The organism is Sphingopyxis indica, from assembly GCF_900188185.1.
Lineage (GTDB): Bacteria > Pseudomonadota > Alphaproteobacteria > Sphingomonadales > Sphingomonadaceae > Sphingopyxis > Sphingopyxis indica.
On record NZ_FZPA01000001.1, the window covers coordinates 908,211 to 924,654 of the forward strand.

The 16,444-nt window shown below is 66.2% G+C and carries 15 protein-coding genes; 8 read left to right on the forward strand and 7 right to left on the reverse strand.

Annotated features, from left to right (window positions below; genetic code table 11):
* Nucleotides 1-254 precede the first annotated feature (254 nt).
* Together CHB69_RS04305 and CHB69_RS04310 are read left to right on the forward strand one after the other, a co-directional pair.
* A complete protein-coding gene (locus CHB69_RS04305; protein ID WP_089214669.1) occupies nucleotides 255-1,034 on the forward strand; it encodes a SapC family protein in 780 nt (259 codons plus the stop codon).
* 13 nt (nucleotides 1,035-1,047) lie between these two features.
* Nucleotides 1,048-1,605, forward strand: coding sequence for a cytochrome b (locus CHB69_RS04310; protein WP_089214670.1), 558 nt, complete (start codon nucleotides 1,048-1,050; stop codon nucleotides 1,603-1,605).
* Nucleotides 1,606-1,622: 17 nt separating this feature from the next.
* On the opposite strand, the gene CHB69_RS04315 is transcribed toward CHB69_RS04310, so the two are convergent.
* A complete protein-coding gene (locus tag CHB69_RS04315; RefSeq protein WP_089214671.1) occupies nucleotides 1,623-1,829 on the reverse strand; it encodes a DUF1674 domain-containing protein in 207 nt (68 codons plus the stop codon).
* 82 nt (nucleotides 1,830-1,911) lie between these two features.
* Here CHB69_RS04315 and CHB69_RS04320 point away from each other — a divergent pair, with 82 nt between their 5' ends.
* Nucleotides 1,912-3,198, forward strand: a complete 1,287-nt coding sequence (locus tag CHB69_RS04320; protein ID WP_089214672.1) for an RsmB/NOP family class I SAM-dependent RNA methyltransferase — start codon at nucleotides 1,912-1,914, stop codon at nucleotides 3,196-3,198.
* Nucleotides 3,199-3,216: 18 nt separating this feature from the next.
* On the opposite strand, the gene CHB69_RS04325 is transcribed toward CHB69_RS04320, so the two are convergent.
* Entirely contained in the window at nucleotides 3,217-4,938 is a 1,722-nt protein-coding gene (locus CHB69_RS04325; protein ID WP_089214673.1) for a DUF885 domain-containing protein, read from the reverse strand.
* Between the two features lie 149 nt (nucleotides 4,939-5,087).
* Between CHB69_RS04325 and CHB69_RS04330 the strand changes: the two genes are divergently transcribed.
* The 3 genes from CHB69_RS04330 to CHB69_RS04340 are packed head-to-tail and all read left to right on the forward strand — an operon-like array spanning nucleotide 5,088 to nucleotide 8,490.
* Nucleotides 5,088-6,404, forward strand: a complete 1,317-nt coding sequence (locus CHB69_RS04330) for an MFS transporter (protein WP_089214674.1) — start codon at nucleotides 5,088-5,090, stop codon at nucleotides 6,402-6,404.
* Complete coding sequence (gene cysK, locus CHB69_RS04335) at nucleotides 6,401-7,321, forward strand: cysteine synthase A (RefSeq protein WP_089214675.1); 921 nt, start codon at nucleotides 6,401-6,403, stop codon at nucleotides 7,319-7,321. Before CHB69_RS04330 ends, cysK begins: the two co-directional genes overlap by 4 nt.
* 11 nt (nucleotides 7,322-7,332) lie before the next feature.
* Nucleotides 7,333-8,490: a cell wall hydrolase gene (locus CHB69_RS04340; RefSeq protein ID WP_089214676.1), complete on the forward strand. Its 1,158-nt coding sequence runs from the start codon at nucleotides 7,333-7,335 to the stop codon at nucleotides 8,488-8,490.
* Nucleotides 8,491-8,882: 392 nt separating this feature from the next.
* Here the strand turns inward: CHB69_RS04340 and CHB69_RS04345 are convergent, their stop codons facing one another.
* Entirely contained in the window at nucleotides 8,883-10,271 is a 1,389-nt protein-coding gene (locus CHB69_RS04345; protein WP_089214677.1) for a helix-turn-helix domain-containing protein, read from the reverse strand.
* Between the two features lie 151 nt (nucleotides 10,272-10,422).
* On the opposite strand from CHB69_RS04345, the gene CHB69_RS04350 reads away from it, so the two are divergent.
* Both CHB69_RS04350 and CHB69_RS04355 read left to right on the forward strand, forming a co-directional pair.
* A complete protein-coding gene (locus tag CHB69_RS04350; RefSeq protein ID WP_089214678.1) occupies nucleotides 10,423-12,015 on the forward strand; it encodes an isocitrate lyase in 1,593 nt (530 codons plus the stop codon).
* Between the two features lie 214 nt (nucleotides 12,016-12,229).
* Entirely contained in the window at nucleotides 12,230-12,514 is a 285-nt protein-coding gene (locus tag CHB69_RS04355) for a WYL domain-containing protein (RefSeq protein ID WP_245836500.1), read from the forward strand.
* A gap of 1 nt (nucleotide 12,515) precedes the next feature.
* On the opposite strand, the gene CHB69_RS04360 is transcribed toward CHB69_RS04355, so the two are convergent.
* The 4 genes from CHB69_RS04360 to CHB69_RS04375 form a co-directional block, all read right to left on the reverse strand.
* Nucleotides 12,516-13,505 carry a TerC family protein gene (locus CHB69_RS04360; RefSeq protein ID WP_089214679.1) on the reverse strand — a complete coding sequence of 330 codons (990 nt, stop codon included), beginning with the start codon at nucleotides 13,503-13,505 and terminating at the stop codon, nucleotides 12,516-12,518.
* A gap of 68 nt (nucleotides 13,506-13,573) precedes the next feature.
* On the reverse strand, nucleotides 13,574-13,756 hold the full coding sequence (locus CHB69_RS04365; protein ID WP_089214680.1) for a DUF465 domain-containing protein: 183 nt from the start codon (nucleotides 13,754-13,756) through the stop codon (nucleotides 13,574-13,576).
* 421 nt (nucleotides 13,757-14,177) lie between these two features.
* On the reverse strand, nucleotides 14,178-15,002 hold the full coding sequence (locus CHB69_RS04370; RefSeq protein ID WP_089214681.1) for a helix-turn-helix domain-containing protein: 825 nt from the start codon (nucleotides 15,000-15,002) through the stop codon (nucleotides 14,178-14,180).
* A 126-nt stretch (nucleotides 15,003-15,128) separates the two neighbouring features.
* Nucleotides 15,129-16,442: an amidohydrolase gene (locus tag CHB69_RS04375; RefSeq protein ID WP_089214682.1), complete on the reverse strand. Its 1,314-nt coding sequence runs from the start codon at nucleotides 16,440-16,442 to the stop codon at nucleotides 15,129-15,131.
* Nucleotides 16,443-16,444 lie beyond the last annotated feature (2 nt).

Here is a 16,444-nt window from a genome sequence, read left to right on the forward strand (position 1 = left end):
GCGAAGCAATCCAGAGCAGGCGTAAACCGCTCTGGATTGCTTCGCTTCGCTCGCAATGACGAGAGATCAGGGATGCGAGCGGGACAATCGCCCAACAGGTTCAGGGTGACGGGGAAGCGGAAGCAGGGCGATCCTGTGCAATTGCCCTGCCGTTCGCGGCATCGCCCCTTGCGTCATCGCGTGCGGGCCAATAAGGCCCGGCATTCCATCTTTTTCGGGTCCGCGGCCGCGGGCTCGCGCTTCGGAGTTTCATCATGGCCTCTGCGCCCACCAATGCCAACCTGCCGATTTTCTTCAAGGATCTCGTTCCGCTCTCCAGCGTCGACCACGCCGATTTCCATGTGCGGATGATGGACAACGCCGATTTTCTGGTGAACCAGCATGCGGTGCCGCTGACCACCGACGAATTTTCCTCGGCGAGCCGCTTCTATCCGATCGTCTTTTCGGCGGGCGAAAATCCGGTGCCGCTCGCGCTGATGGGCATGAACGAGGGCGTGAACACCTTCGTCGACGACAAGGGCAAGCTGCTCAATCCCGTCTATGTGCCGGCCTATATCCGCCGCTACCCCTTCCTGCTCGCGCGCCTGCGCCCCGATTCGGACGAGCTGTCGCTCTGCTTCGACCCGACCTCGGGCGCGATCGGCAAGTTCAAGGAAGGCGACGCGCTGTTCGCCGACGGCAAACCGTCCGACGCCACCAACAACATCCTCGAATTCTGCAAGAATTTCGAGGAAGCCGGGCTGCGCACCGGTCAGTTCATGGAAGAGCTGAAGAAAGCCGACCTGCTGATGGACGGCGAAGTCAGCATCACCCCCGAAGGCGGCAACCAGCCCTATATCTATCGCGGTTTCCAGATGGTCGACGAGGCCAAGCTGCGCGAGCTGCGCGGCGACGTGCTGCGCAAGATGATGCAGAACGGGATGCTCGCGCTGATCTTCGCGCATCTCTTCTCGCTGCAACTGATGCGCGAAGTCTTTGCCGAACAGGTGAAAAGCGGCAAGATGCAGCTCGTGACCGAGGCACCCGCGGTTTAAGGAGACACGTCATATGGCCACCGTCGCATTCGATGCCGGCAGCACCGCCGGCCCGCGCTATACGAAGGTGGCCATCTGGCTCCACTGGCTCATCGGCCTTTCGGTCATCGCCAACATCGGCCTCGCGATGCTGACCGAAGGGATGGGCCGCGACACGCATATGGCGGCGATGGGCGTCCACAAGGCGTTGGGGATGACGATCCTCGCGCTGACCGTCCTTCGCATCCTGTGGCGGCTCGGCCACAAGGCGCCCCCGCTTCCCGCAAGCATCGCCGCGTGGCAGCGTGCCGCGAGCAAGATCGTGCATTTCCTCTTTTACGCGCTGCTCATCCTGCTGCCGCTTTCGGGTTGGGTCTGGATGTCGGCGGCGGGACGCGGGATCGACTATTTCGGCCTGTTCACCATCCCCGCGATCACCGGCTCCGACAAGGCGCTCGCCGACGTGATGCATGAGCGTCACGAATTGCTCGGGCTGACGATGCTCGCGCTCGTCGCGATCCACATCCTTGCCGCGCTGAAGCACTGGCTGGTCGACAAGAGCGGCGTCAATGCGCGGATGAACCCCTTTTGAGGCGGACTTCCGCCCCGTCAAAAGTCGATCGCCAGACCCTTATACTCCCAGTCGCCATAGCGCACGGGATCGCGGCCGCCGGGCTGGTCCGCCGCGGCTTCGCGCGTGATGGCCTCGGGCTCGGGCACCGGACTGTTCGTCCAGTCGGCGGGCGGCTTGATATGCGCGGGGCGCTCGGTCGCGCGCGGGGTGCCGCCGATGGAATTGGCTTTGATTTCGCTCATCTCTCTATGTCCGCAACCGAATGGATCATGTCCCAGATAGGCGCTTCGTATCGTTCCGCCAAGCGTCGCGCGGCGACGGGCCATGGCTGATCGCCGCCGCCGCCCCGACGACCGCGACCCGCCCGGCACCGCGCCGCGCCGGGCGGCGCTGCGCCTGATCGACGCGGTGCTGCGCCGCGGCGATCCGCTCGACATCGCGGTCCATGCCGCGACGCAGGGCCTCGCCCCCGCCGACCGCGCCTTCGCGATCGCGATCGTCTCCGAAGCGCTACGCCGGATGGTCGACATCGACGCACTGATCGACGGCGCCACCGAACAGCCGCTGCCCGAGGATGTGAAGGCGCGCGCGGTGCTGCGCCTCGCGCTCGCGCAGCTGCTCGTGCTGCGCAGCCCGCCGCACGCCGTCGTCGCGACCGCTCTGCCGCTCGTCGCCGGCGGACCGCGCCGGCTCGTCCACGCACTCTTGTCGCGCGCGCAGCAGGAGGAATGGGCGCTGCCGCCGCGCGCGACGCTGCCTCCCGCGACTGCCGGGCGCTGGACGGCGCAATGGGGCGCCGACATGGTCGCTGCCGCCGAAGCGGCGTGGAGCGCACCGCCGCCGATCGACCTCAGCTTCGCCGCCGAGCCCGTCGAAACCGGCTGGGCCGAAGCCATAACGCTCGCCCCGCGTCACCGCCGCCTGCCGCGCGGCCAGGCAGTCGAGGATATGCCGGGCTATCGCGCGGGCGGCTGGTGGGTGCAGGATCTTGCCGCGAGCCTTCCAGCCCGCCTGCTCGGCGCGGGGGACGGACGCGCCGTGCTCGACCTCTGCGCCGCGCCAGGCGGCAAGACGATGCAGCTCGCCGCCGCCGGCTGGCGCGTCACCGCGGTCGACGCGAGCGCCCGGCGCCTCGCGCGGCTCGGCGACAATCTGAAACGCACCGGCCTCGCCGCCGAAATCGTCCAGGGCGACATCCGCCGCTGGGCCCCCGAAGCGCCCGCCGATGCGATCCTGCTCGACGCACCCTGCTCGGCCACGGGAATCTTCCGGCGCCATCCCGACGTGCTGCATCGGGTCGGGCCGACGCAGATTGCAGACATGGCCGAATTACAGGCCGAATTGCTCGACCGGGCCGCCGGCTGGGTCAAACCCGGCGGCCAGCTCGTCTATGCGACCTGCTCGCTCGAGCAAGCCGAGGGCGAAGAGCAGATCGCAGCGTTTCTCGCCGCGCATGGCGGCTGGACGGTCGAACCCGCCCGCCCCGGCGAGCTACCCGCCGGCATCGCCCCCGACGCAAGCGGCTTCGTCCGCACGCTCCCCGTCATGCTCGCCGATGCGGGCGGGCTCGACGGCTTCTTCGTCGCGCGATTGCGCGCCCCCGCCGCCTGAGCCCCGCCCGCCGCGCGGTCAGAAGACCGCGTGCGGCGCATCCTCCTTCATCATCGCCGCGCGCACCATCGGGATCGGCGGGCCGCCATAGGACAGGAATTCGTCGTGGAAGGCCTTCCACTTCGTCCGGTCGCCCTTCGTCCAGTCCTCGCGCAGCTTGCGGATCATCAGCTTGCCCATCGTATAGTTGAGGTAAAGCGGGTCATAGGTGCCGCGCGCCGCCTGCTGGCGCGAATTGCCCTCGTCCTGATAGCATTGCTCCTTGAACATCTTTTCGCTGTCCGCGACGGTCATCCCCTGCGTGTGGAGCCCGATCGCCGACAGGAAGCGGCAATCGCGCAGCAGCGCGTTCGACAGCTGCCCGATATGCGTTTCGGGATCGCCGTCACCGAGCCCCGCGTCCCACATCATTTCCTCGCTATAATGCGCCCAGCCCTCGGCAAAGGCATAGCCGACGAACAGCTTGCCAAAGATGCTGTCCGATCGGTTCGAGTGGAGGAAGTTCAGGAAATGCCCCGGCCACACTTCGTGGACCGAGGTGAAGAGCAGGTCCTTCTTGCCCGGAATGAACGCCTGCTGCGTCGCCTTGTCCCAGCTCGGGTCGGGCGGCGAGATATAATAGACCGACGGCAGGCCTTTCTCATACGGCCCCGGAATGTCGATATAGGCGCTGTTCTGGCGGTTATAGGGCGGCGATTCCTCGACCTTGGCCTGTTCGGTGCCGGGGATCGAGACCAGATCCTTCTCGACCAGAAAGGCGCGCAGCATCGGCAGCTGGCGCCGCGCTTCGGCGACGGGGCCGTCGGCGGGCTTGTCGCTGCCCATCTTCGCCATGCAGTCGGCGATCGCCGCGCCCGGCGCGAAGGTCGCGCAGGCGGCCTTCAGCGCGTCCTGATTGCGCTTGAGGTCGGCGCGCCCGATCGCCTCGAGTTCGGCAAGCGGCGTGTCGACGCCTTCGTTGGTCAGGATCATCTTCGCGAATTTGTCGGCGCCGAGCGCATAGCCGTCGTCGGTCCCCGGCTGCGACCCGACATAGGCGGCGAGGTCCTTCATCGCCGCCGCCGCCTTCGCCGCCGCCTCGTCGAACTGCTTTTGCAGCGCGGGGTCGGTCACCTCGGCAAAGGCCGCCTTGGCGTCGCCGGTATAATAGTCGGCAAAGCCGCCGAAGCCCGCGCTGCCCAGCTTCACATAGGTCTTGGGCAGGGGCAGCGTCAGATTCGCCTTGATCTGCGCCGCCGCGGCGGGAACCTTCTCGGCATAGGCGATAAACGCCTTCATCCGCGTCGCGGCGTCGGCATAGGGGCGCGAGACATAGACGTTGGGATCGAGCGCGCCGATGTAATAAGCGGGGTTCTTGTGCGCGAAATCGGTGTCGCGCAGGAAGAAGAGCTGCCCTTCGGCGACATGAATCAGATAGTCGCGCTCGAATCGCTCCTTGTCGGTCATCTTGCCGTCGAAGGCCTTGGCATCGGCAATCGTCTTTTCGAGGAAGGCCGCCTGCTTCTCGATTCCCTCGGGCGACCAGTCGGGAAGCTGGCCATCGAACTCATGCTTGCCCTGATAGACGGCGAAGGTCGGGTTGAGCGGAAAATAGCCCGCAAGGAAATCGTCGCGAAAGCCGCTCCAGCTGGTCGCCGCCGATGCGTCGGCCGACCCCGTGCCGCTCGGGTTGCAGGCGGTCAGCACGAGCAGTGCGCCAGCCAGCGCGGCGCCGCCGAAGCGGGTGAATTTACGTGTCATTTCCTGAAATCTCCCTCTGTTCTGCCCCGCTTTTGCCAAGCCTGGTGCCGGATGACACCCCCTAATCGACGAACGACAGGTGCCGCGCGTCGCCCGCGAAACAAAAGCTATCTGGTGCAGCGCCGGAAAGCCGGATAGGGCGAGCCGCGATGGCGACCATTCCCCCTCCCCCGTCGGTCGATCCCGCCCTGCCGGCGGATGCTCCCCCCAAGGCCCCTTCGCCGCTCGGTTTCGCCGATTTTCGCTATTATTGGTTCGCGCGCTTCACCGCGGTGATGGCGACGATCGCGATGGTCGTGGTGATCGGCTATCAGCTCTACGACACCGCGCGCAGCGACTATGGCATGTCGATCAAGGAGGCGTCGTTCCAGCTCGGGCTGCTCGGCCTCGTCCAGTTCGTTCCGCTCGCGCTGCTCACCCCGGTCGCCGGCTGGGCCGCCGACCGCTTCGAACGGCGCCGCGTCGCGATCTTTTCGAACGGCATCGACATGTTGATCGCCGCGACGCTCGGCTGGTTCACCTGGACCGACGGGCTGACCCTGCCGCTGCTCTTCGGCCTCGCGGCGCTGCACGGCGTCGCGCGCGTCTTTTCGGGCCCGGCGATGAGCGCGATCGCGCCCAATATCGTCCCCGCGGCGGTGCTGCCGCGCGCCATCGCGATGAGCAGCATCGCATGGCAATCGGCGTCGGTGATCGGCCCCGCGGCGGGCGGGCTCATCTATGCCGCGCATCCAACCTCGGTCTATGTTTTCGCCGCCGCATTGCTCGCCGCCTCGGCCTTCACGATCAGCCGCGTGCGCCCCGTCCTGCCGCCGCCCGCCGAGGTGCGCCGCCATCCGCTGCGCGAAATGGTCGACGGGCTCCAATTCGTGTGGAGCGAGCGCTTCCTGCTCGGCACGATCACCCTCGATCTGTTCGCGGTACTGCTCGCCGGCGCGACCGCGATGCTCCCCGTCTATGCACGCGACATCCTGCAGATCGGCTCCGAAGGGCTCGGCTTCCTGCGCGCCGCGCCCGCCGTCGGCGCCGCGCTCGTCGCGCTCGGCCTCGCCTTTCGCCCGATCGAGCGCAACGTTGGCGTGAAGATGCTGTGGGCAGTCGCGGTGTTCGGCGGCGTCACCGTCGGCTTCGGCCTTTCGACCAACTTCTTCCTGTCGCTCGCCCTGCTCGTGGTCATGGGCGCCGCCGACATGTTCTCGGTCTTCGTGCGCGGCACATTGATTCAGCTCAACACCCCCGATCATATGCGCGGCCGCGTCAGCGCGGCGTCGGGCCTCGCCATTTCGGCGTCGAACGAGCTTGGCGAAATGCGCGCCGGCGCGATGGCCGCGCTGCTCGGTCCGGTCGGCGCTGTCGTCATCGGCGGTGCTGGCGCCGTCGGCGTGACGGCGCTATGGTCGTGGCTGTTCCCCGAACTGCGCCGCGCGCGTAGCTTTGAGCCGCAATTCAAGGAAAGCATCCCATGAAAGCCAATTCGATCCTCGAAACCATCGGCAACACCCCGCACATCCGCCTGTCGCGGATGTTTCCCGATGCCGAAGTATGGGTGAAGTCGGAGCGCAGCAATCCGGGCGGCTCGATCAAGGACCGCATCGGCCTCGCGATGATCGAGGCGGCGGAGAAGGACGGCAGCCTGAAGCCCGGCGGCACGATCGTCGAGCCGACCTCGGGCAACACCGGAATCGGCCTTGCCATGGCCGCTGCGGTCAAGGGTTACAGGCTGATCCTCGTCATGCCCGAAAGCATGTCGATCGAGCGGCGGCGGCTGATGCTCGCCTATGGCGCGACCTTCGACCTCACCCCGCGCGAAAAGGGGATGAAGGGCGCGATCGAGCGTGCGATCGAACTCGTCGAGACGACCCCCGGCGCGTGGATGCCCCAGCAGTTCGAGAATGAGGCGAATATCGACATCCACGTCCGCACGACGGCCCAGGAAATTCTCGCCGACTTCGGCGACACGCCGATCGACGCGCTGATCACCGGGGTCGGCACCGGCGGCCACATCACCGGCTGCGCGCAGGTGCTCAAGGCGGCGTGGCCGAAGCTCAAGGTCTTCGCGGTCGAGCCCACCGCCTCGCCGGTCATTTCGGGCGGCCAGCCCGGCCCGCACCCGATTCAGGGCATCGGCGCGGGCTTCATCCCGCGCAATCTCCACACCGACCTGCTCGACGGCGTGATCGAGGTCGAGGCGCCCGACGCCAAGGCGATGGCGCTGCGCGCCGCGCGCGAGGAAGGGCTGCTCGTCGGCATTTCGTCGGGCGCAACGCTCGCCGCAATCCAGCAGAAGCTCGCCGAGCTTCCCGCCGGCAGCCGCGTGCTCGGTTTCAACTACGACACCGGCGAGCGCTATCTGTCGGTGCCCGACTTCCTGCCGGAAATCTAAGGCTCGCGCCAATGCGTCCGGACCCGACGCCAGACACGTCGCCGCTGTGGCGCGAAGGACCGGGGTGGCTGTTCGCGCTGCTGGCGATCGCCGCCATCGCGGCGGTGCTCCATGCCAGCGGACCCGGCAGGCTCAGGGCGGATGCGAAGGTACGGCCGCACCCGGTCGCGCCGCCCCCCGAAATCGTCCCTGCGGTCGAGCCGATGGACCTCGCGCCGCTCACCGTCGAGGACGCAAAGGCCGCGAACGACCGCATTCCCCTGATCACAAGGAATTTCGTGCCCGCGCGCCCGTTCGTCTATCCCGGCGATGCGGCCAACCGCGCCCGCGCGCGCGACTGCATGGCGGCGGCGATGCTCTATGAAGCGGGCGACGACAGCAAGGGTCAGCTTGCGGTCGGACAGGTGGTGATCAACCGTGTCCGCCATCCCGCTTTCCCCAAGAGTATCTGCGAAGTCGTCTTCCAGGGCGCCGAGCGCGCCACCGGTTGCCAGTTCACCTTCACCTGCGACGGTGCCCTCGCCCGCCGCTATTCGGACGTCGCGTGGCGCCGCGCGCAGGACAATGCGAGCATGATGCTGGCCGGGCTCGTCGATCCGGCGGTCGGGCTCGCGACGCATTATCACACCGACTGGGTGCGCCCCTATTGGAGCGACACGCTCGAAAAGATCGCGGCGATCGACACGCATCTCTTCTTCCGCTGGCCCGGCTATTGGGGAACCCCCGGCGCCTTTCGCGGGGCGGTGCGCGGCAGCGATCCTGTCGAAGCCGAACTCGCGGGCATTTCGCTGGTCCATTCGGGCGGCTCCCTGGGCGAGCTCGCGGGCGTCGACACCAATGCCGCCGTCGGCGAAGCGGACATCATCGCAGGCAAGGACGCTCCCGCGGGGGTCGCCTCGCGCGACACGATCCTGATCCAGCTCGACCGCAGCGCCCCGCCCGAAAGTTTCGTCACACTCGCGCTGCGCCTCTGCGGGACGCGCGAATATTGCAAATTCATGGGCTGGACGAACCCGCTGCTCAAACCCGACGGCGAAGCGATGAGCGCGACGCAGCGCGCCGGCATGACCTTTTCCTACCTGCGCGACGACAAGGCCGGTTTCGAAAAGGCGCTGTGGAACTGCAGCGAATATAAGCGCGACGACGCGCGCCAGTGCATGAAGCGCTGAGCAAGGCGACATCGGCTTTGGGGCGGGGAGCGGCCATTGCCAACTTTTGTCATCCCCGCGAAAGCGGGGATCCAGGGTTGCATAAATCCGCCCTGGGTTCCCGCTTTCGCGGGAATGACAAAGTGGGCATACCCAATGACCAACGGCCAACTTTTGTCGGATGCCGCCTTCCAAACATTTCGCGCAGAGACGCAGAGAACGCAGAGATTTTCACGCTTGCCCTCTGCGTTCTCTGCGTCTCTGCGCGAATCTGGTGATGGCCTGACGGCAGCTTTCAGTCGGAACCAGTCAGCGCTCCCCCCATTTTTCCCGTTCGTGTCGAGCGAAGTCGAGGCACCCCGCCTCGGCCCAGCAGGCATCTCGGCCTCGCCCTCCGCTCCACCGACGTCCGATCAATCCCCCCCGAAATCGAACGCGCTTATCCCGCGCTCGCCCTCGCGAAAACGCAGCGCGCGGCCGAGCGGGGGCATCGAGCGCTGGACGCAGCCGCTGCGCGTGCAGCGCCTGCACCCCAATCCGATCGGGGTCGCGGGCGCGCGCATCAGGTCGATACCGCGCGCGGCGGTGAGCGGCGCGGCGACCTTGGCATCGACGCCGACGCACACGACGAAACGCGCGGGCGTGCCGCTCCCCGTCGCACCCGGCGCCGCAACGCTGCGGCTCTGGGTGAACCAGCGCGATCCGTCTTCCAGCTCGACCAGGTCGGCGATCACCTCACCGGGCCGCGCGAACGCCTCATGCACGCCCCACAGCGGACAGCGCGCGTCGCCATCGACGAGCGGCGACTGGCTCGCGCCCGAATAGCGCTTGCTCCCCTGCCCGGCGCGGTCGATGCGCAGCATGAAAAAGGGCAGGCCGCGCGCGCCGACGCGCTGGAGCGTCGTCAGCCGGTGCGCGACCTGTTCGAACCCGGCGCCGAAACGCCGCTGAAGCAGCAGCAGATCATATCCCGTCGCATCGCACGCGCGCAGGAAGCGGCCATAGGGCATCATCAGCGCGGCGGCAAAATAGTGGATCAGATGGCGCTCGAACAGCCGCGCGGCGGCGCTCTCGGCGAACTCCGCTCCCGCAACGAGCGCCGCGATCTCGTCCTTCGCCTCCATCTGCGCGAGCGTCGCCGCGGCCTGAAAGGTGCGGCTGGCGGGGCGCAGCAACTCGTTCAGCATCAGCTGCCGCGCGTGCCAGTCGAGCCAGCGGAGCCGGTCGGGCATCACGTCGGCGGGCAGGATGCGGATACCGAGCTGGTGGCGCGTGCGCAGCCGTTCGGCGATCGTGCCATAAAGGTCGCCACCCGCGAGGCGCAGTTCGTCGGCGAGTTCCTCGGCCTTGGCATCGAGGTCGGCGAAATGGTTGCGCCATTTCTCGATCGCGCGCCGCACCGCGGCCACTTCGGGCGCATCGTCTTCGCTTTCGGCCCGGCCCTCGGGCGCCGCGTCGAACAGCCGGGCAAAGGCGGCGGCGGTCGCCGGCGCGGCGTGCAGCCATTCCTCGACCTCGTGCGGCGCGATGCCCAGGTCGGCGAAGCGCGGATCGGCGAGGCGCCGTCGCAGCCCTGCGAGGCCGCCCGGCACCTCTTCGCCGCCCAGGCTCGCGGCGTCGAAGGCGAAGCGCTCGGCCAGCCGGACGATCACCGTCGCCGACAGGGGCCGCTGGCCATTCTCGATCAGGTTGAGGTAGCTCGGCGAAATGTCGAGCGCCTCGGCCATCGCCGCCTGCGTCAACCCCGCCTCGCGCCTGAGCCGCCGCACCGCCGGCCCCGCAAACACCCGCCGCTCCGTCATGGAATGTAACTTTCTTTACTAATTTACAATCAATTCTGCACTTATGCGGCATATTTCACAAGAATTATTCACAAAGCTTTTCACTTTGTGCGCGATCTTGGTCATTTTCAGCCCATCCCAATCGCCCCAAGGCGCAACCAAGGAATGAAATATGGGCTATCAGGAAGACATGGCGCAGGCCGGCCGACTCATCCGCGACCAGGATGGCCGCTGGGACGCGATCGGGGCCGAGAATGTCGCCCGGATGCGCGCCCAGAACCGCTTCAGAACGGGCCTCGACATCGCCCGCTACACCGCGCGCATCATGCGCGCCGACATGGCCGCCTATGACGCCGATCCCGCCAACTACACCCAGTCGCTCGGCTGCTGGCACGGCTTCATCGCGCAGCAGAAGATGATCGCGATCAAGAAGCATTTCGGCTCGACCAAGCGCCGCTACATCTATCTTTCGGGCTGGATGATCGCCGCGCTGCGCAGCGAGTTCGGCCCGCTGCCCGACCAGTCGATGCACGAAAAGACGAGCGTTCCGGCGCTGATCGAGGAAATCTATACCTTCCTGCGTCAGGCCGACGCGCGCGAGCTTGGCGGCCTGTTCCGCGACCTCGACGCCGCGCGCGCCGCGGGCGACGAGGTCAAGGCGAAGCAGATCCAGCACGCGATCGACAATCACGAAACGCACGTCGTGCCGATCATCGCCGACATCGACGCGGGCTTCGGCAACGCCGAGGCGACCTATCTGCTCGCCAAGAAGATGATCGAAGCCGGCGCCTGCGCGCTGCAGATCGAAAATCAGGTCTCGGACGAAAAACAGTGCGGCCATCAGGACGGCAAGGTCACCGTGCCGCACGAGGATTTCCTGCAAAAGATCCGCGCGCTGCGCTATGCCTTCATGGAAATGGGGGTCGAGGACGGGATCATCGTCGCGCGCACCGACAGCCTCGGCGCCGGCCTGACCAAGCAGATCGCCTTCACCCGCGAGCCGGGTGACCTCGGCGATCAGTATAACAGCTTCCTCGACTGCGAAGAGGTCAGCGGTGCGGGCAATCCCGGCGACGTGCTGATCAACCGCGACGGCAAGTTAATGCGCCCGAAGCGCCTGCCCTCGAACCTCTATCAGTTCCGCCCCGGAACCGGCGAGGATCGCTGCGTGCTCGACTGCATCACCAGCCTGCAGAACGGCGCCGACCTGATCTGGATCGAGACCGAAAAGCCGCACATCGAACAGATTGCGGGCATGGTCGACCGCATCCGTGAGGTCGTGCCCAATGCGAAGCTCGCCTACAACAACTCGCCGAGCTTCAACTGGACACTGAACTTCCGCCAGCAGGTGTTCGACGCATGGCAACAGGAGGGCAAGGACGTCAGCGCCTATGATCGCGCCAAGCTGATGAGCGTCGATTATGACGGCAGCGAGCTGGCGGCCGAGGCCGACGATCGCATCCGCAGCTTCCAGCGCGACGCCGCGAAACGCGCGGGCATCTTCCATCATCTGATCACGCTGCCGACCTATCACACCGCCGCGCTGTCGACCGACAATCTGGCGAAGGAATATTTCGGCGACGAAGCGATGCTGGGCTATGTCAGGAACGTCCAGCGCGCCGAGATCCGTCAGGGGATCGCCTGCGTGAAGCACCAGAATATGAGCGGCAGCGACATCGGCGACGATCACAAGGAATATTTCGCCGGCGAAGCGGCGCTGAAGGCGGCGGGCAAAGACAATACGATGAACCAGTTCGCCGCCTGACACGAGCTTGGCGCGGGGGATTTCGTTGCCCCCCGCGCCTCCCCACTTGGCGCGGGGCGCCTTGCACGAACCGCCTCGCGCCTCCCGAGCTTTCCTGGGGAGGAAAGCCTGCCCGTCGGAAGTCTTCGGACCTCCGGCGGGCATTTTCATGGGGAGCGCCCCTTGCGACTCCGCTTTTGCCGTGCATTATGCCGCGATGCACAACGATACCCGCATGACTCTCCTCCAGGCGATCGCGACCAGGCATATGGTCGCGGCAGACTATAATGGTGCGCGCCTGACGCTCGCCCCGCACCTGATGTTCGAACGCCACGGCGATCTGTTCGTCAGCGCGCATAATCCAGCCAAGGCCATCCGTTCGGACGAAGAACCGCGCCTCGGCCATTTCAAGCTCGAGGGGCTGCGCGCGGTCGAGTTGCTCGAGGCGGGGTTCGATCCCCTCCCCGGCTTCGCGCCCGTGCCGCCCAAGGCCGACGACACGCTCATCCTTGCCGTCTGATCTATGCTTCGGGGCGGGGCACCGCTTCGCCGCGTGTCTTGACGAGCGACCATACCACCCCGCCCGCGATCAGCGCCACGGTGACGCCAAGGCTGACGAGCGGCGGGAACTTGCCGCCGCCGAGCAGGAAATCGGCGACGAAGATCTTCGACCCGATGAAGACGAGCACCAGCGCAAGGGCATATTTGAGATAGTGGAAGCGGTGGACCATGGCCGCGAGCGCGAAATAGAGCGCACGCAGCCCAAGGATCGCCATGATGTTCGACGTATAGACGATGAAGGTGTCGGTGGTGATCGCGAAGATCGCCGGCACGCTGTCGACCGCGAAGACGAGGTCGGCGAGGTTGATGACGACAAGCGCGAGGAACAGCGGCGTCGCCGCGAGCGCGAGCCTGCCCGTTTTCGCGTCCACGGCGCGCACGAAGAATTTCTCGCCATGGAGGTCGTGCGTGATCGGAATGTGATGCGACAGCCATTTGACCACCGGATTGCCCGCGACATCCATCGGCTTTTCGCCCGCGAACAGCATCTTGATCCCGGTGAAGATCAGAAAAGCGGCAAAGACATAGAGCAGCCAGCCATATTGGGTGACGAGCGCGGCGCCGCCCGCGATCATGATCCCGCGCAGCACAATCACCGCCATGATGCCCCACAGGAGCGCGCGATACTGGTAGCGCGGCGGGATCGCAAAGGTCGCAAAGATCAGCGAGATGACGAAGATATTGTCGATCGACAACGCCTTCTCGATGAAAAAGCCGGTGAGATATTGCAGCCCCGCCTCGCCGCCCTTCGCGGCCCAGATCCAGCCGCCGAAGGCGAGCGCGATGCCGATGTACATCGCCGAGAGCTTCAGGCTCTCGCCGATACCCATCTCCTTGTTATCCTTGTGCAATACACCAAGGTCAAAGGCAGTGAGCGCGAGGACCAGCGCCAGAAAGGCCAGCCAGAACCAGACCGGCGTGCCGAGCCAGTCGACGAAGAATAATTCCATGAGTCCCATCCACACGAACGGAACGCGCCGCCGGTGGACGACGCGTTCCCCGGTTACGATCTATCGGTTCAGACGGTGAGCGCGGGACGCCGCATCAGCGATGCAAGCCGGCCCTTCACCGCGAGCTTCAGCGTCTTGAGCCTGAGCAAGCGGAACGGGTCGCCGCCGCGACGACGCATCTCGCGCCGCACCGCGTCGTCGAGCTGCCGGTGCAGCACCGTCAGGCGATAGATGTTGGAATGAACAGACATATGGCCTCCTGAATGAGCGAACTCAAAACAGGTGACGCCGATGCCAGGGACCCTTGGTAGGGGGGAGGTGGGCCGCCAGAGGCATCGGTGTCACCCGATGCGGTCCGACATCACGTGGCGGAAGACACTTCCGCCGACGCCAGAGGGGCCCGGCCCGCATAGCCTTCATCTAGGAAGCCCGGGCCCCGCTTGCAAGCCTCCTCCCCGAGCCGCGCGATATTCGATGAAGGAGCGGCCCCGATGAGCGTCGAAATCGCGAACGGAACAAGGCTCGGCCCCCCGGGGGGCAAGCCCGGGGTGCCGAAGGTCGGGAGGGGGGCGTTATACGCGTGCGACGCCTGCGACTTTGCAGACCCGAACGCGGGAGGACCGGCATTTCTTCGAAGCCCCGGCGACGCCGGTGATGGAAAGCAGATTGCGATCAGGAAATTCGATTGAAATGCGCCGTTTCCAATTTTTGGCGATTGTCGCTGGACCAGACGATCGTTTCGGTCATGGATTTCATGTCCTTGGCGACGGTATAGACTCGCGTCGACACCCGCGCGCCGGCCTTTCCCAGCGTCATCACCAATGTGTCGGGCGCCGGCTGACGCAGGGCAACGGTATCGACGAAATCCATATTGCCCGTGACCGGCACCGGGACGCCATCCAGAGCGGCGGTCGATTCTGCGTGCCTGCGCGAGCCGTCCGGCGCGACAATCTCTACATGGGTCGTCCATTTGCCGTCTTGCGACGCGCGAAACGTCATCGTCACCCGTTGCGGCCGTTCGTTCTCGGGCATGAGCGATGCGTCCAGCGACCAGCTTCCGACCAGCGGCAACTGCGCGGAGGCGGCGCTGTAAACGGCGCCGGATGTTCCGACGGGGTCGGCGGAAGGGGCGGCTGCGAACATGAATCCGGCAGCTACCAGGGGGATTGCAATGAGCATGACGATCATTCCTTTCGAACCGCGAACCCCGACGGCTGCGGTGTGCGCCAAGTCCTTCACGGTGGAACGCTGTTTCGAAAGATCGATATTTTCGTCACAAGTTTTTTGGAGGTCCAGAAGCCGTGCCAATTCGCGGCTGCTGCCGACGCCCGTTTTCCGCCGGGCGGAGCGCAAACGCTCGTTTATCGAGGTTTCCGAACGGCCCAGGCGCGCTGCGATGGTCTTGACGGTATGCCCCGCGACCAACAGGCGCAAAATTTCCATTTCCCGGTCGGTGAGGCGTGCGGACAAGCCGGGCGCGGGTTCATTGACAGGCATGTCTTTCGCTCACCACAGCCTCTCGAACAGGTCCATCCCAATTTAATTGGGAAACGGCAGCGGTGCCAGACCGGGCATGGAGAGAAGCGGAGTTCCGCAAACGACCGCGGCGTTCCGCGTCTATGGCTACCCCTTCCCCATCAGTTCCATCGCCATCGCGGTCAGCGCCTCGGTCGCGGTCGAAATGACCGCGGGCGCGTCGGGCGCCCAGAAGGGCGAATGGAGACTCGGCAGCGCGCGGCCGTCCTTCTGCGCCGCCGCATATTCGTCTGCGGGCACGCCGCCGACCCAGAAGATCATGCTCTTGATGCTCTTGTCGTCGCGGCTGAAGCGCCCGAAATCCTCGCCGCCCATCACCGGCGGCATCTTGACCACGCGCGCCTCGCCGAAGCGCGTCTTGAGCAGCGTCGCCATTTCTTCGGTGAATTCGGGCGTGTTGTAGGTCGATGGCGTATATTCGTCGCGGTCGACCGTCACGACCGGCAACTTGTCGTCGGGAAGACCCGCCGCGATCCCCTCCCCCTTCGCGATCCGCGCAATGCCGTCCAAAAGCTGGTCGCGCACCGCGTCGGTGTAGCTGCGCACGGTGAGCTGCAGCTTCGCCTCGTCGGGAATGATATTGTGCTTGGCCCCGGCGTGGAAGCTGCCGACGGTGACCACGGCGCTGTCGAGCGGGCTCACCTCGCGCGAGACGAGCGTCTGGAGCGCGCCGACGATCCGGCTCGCGAGGACGATCGGGTCCCTGGTCGTCTGCGGATAGGCGCCGTGTCCCCCGACGCCCTTGACCATAATGTCGACGCTGTCGACATTGGCGAGCGCATAGCCCGGCGTGTAGCCGATCTTGCCCGCCGGAAACTGCGCCGCGTCGTGAAAGGCGATCGCATAGTCGGGCTTGGGAAAGCGCGTGTAGAGCCCGTCCTCGAGCATCATGCGCGCGCCCGCGCCGCGCTCCTCGGCGGGCTGGCCGACCATCACGAGCGTGCCCGACCAGTTCGCCCTGTTCGCCGCCATCAGCCGCGCGACCCCGATCCAGCTCGTCATGTGCGTATCGTGGCCGCAGGCGTGCATCACGCCCGTGTCGACGCCCTCGTCGGTGGTCACGCGCACCTTCGACGCGCCGGGCAGGCCCGTCTGCTCGGTGACCGGCAGGCCGTCCATGTCGGCGCGCACCAGCACCACCGGCCCCGGACCATTCTTCATCACCGCGACGACGCCGGTTCCGCCGACCTTTTCGGTGACCTCAAAGCCCAGCCTTTTCGCCTCGGCGGCAAGGATGCCGGCCGACCGGACCTCGTGGAAGCTGAGTTCTGGATGCGCGTGCAGATCGGCGTAAATATCGACGAGCGACGGCATCTCGGCCTTCACCTGTTCGCCCAGCGTCTGCGCCGCCGCCGGCATGGCAAGCGCCAGCGCGGCGATACCCGTCCACAAAATCCGCATTT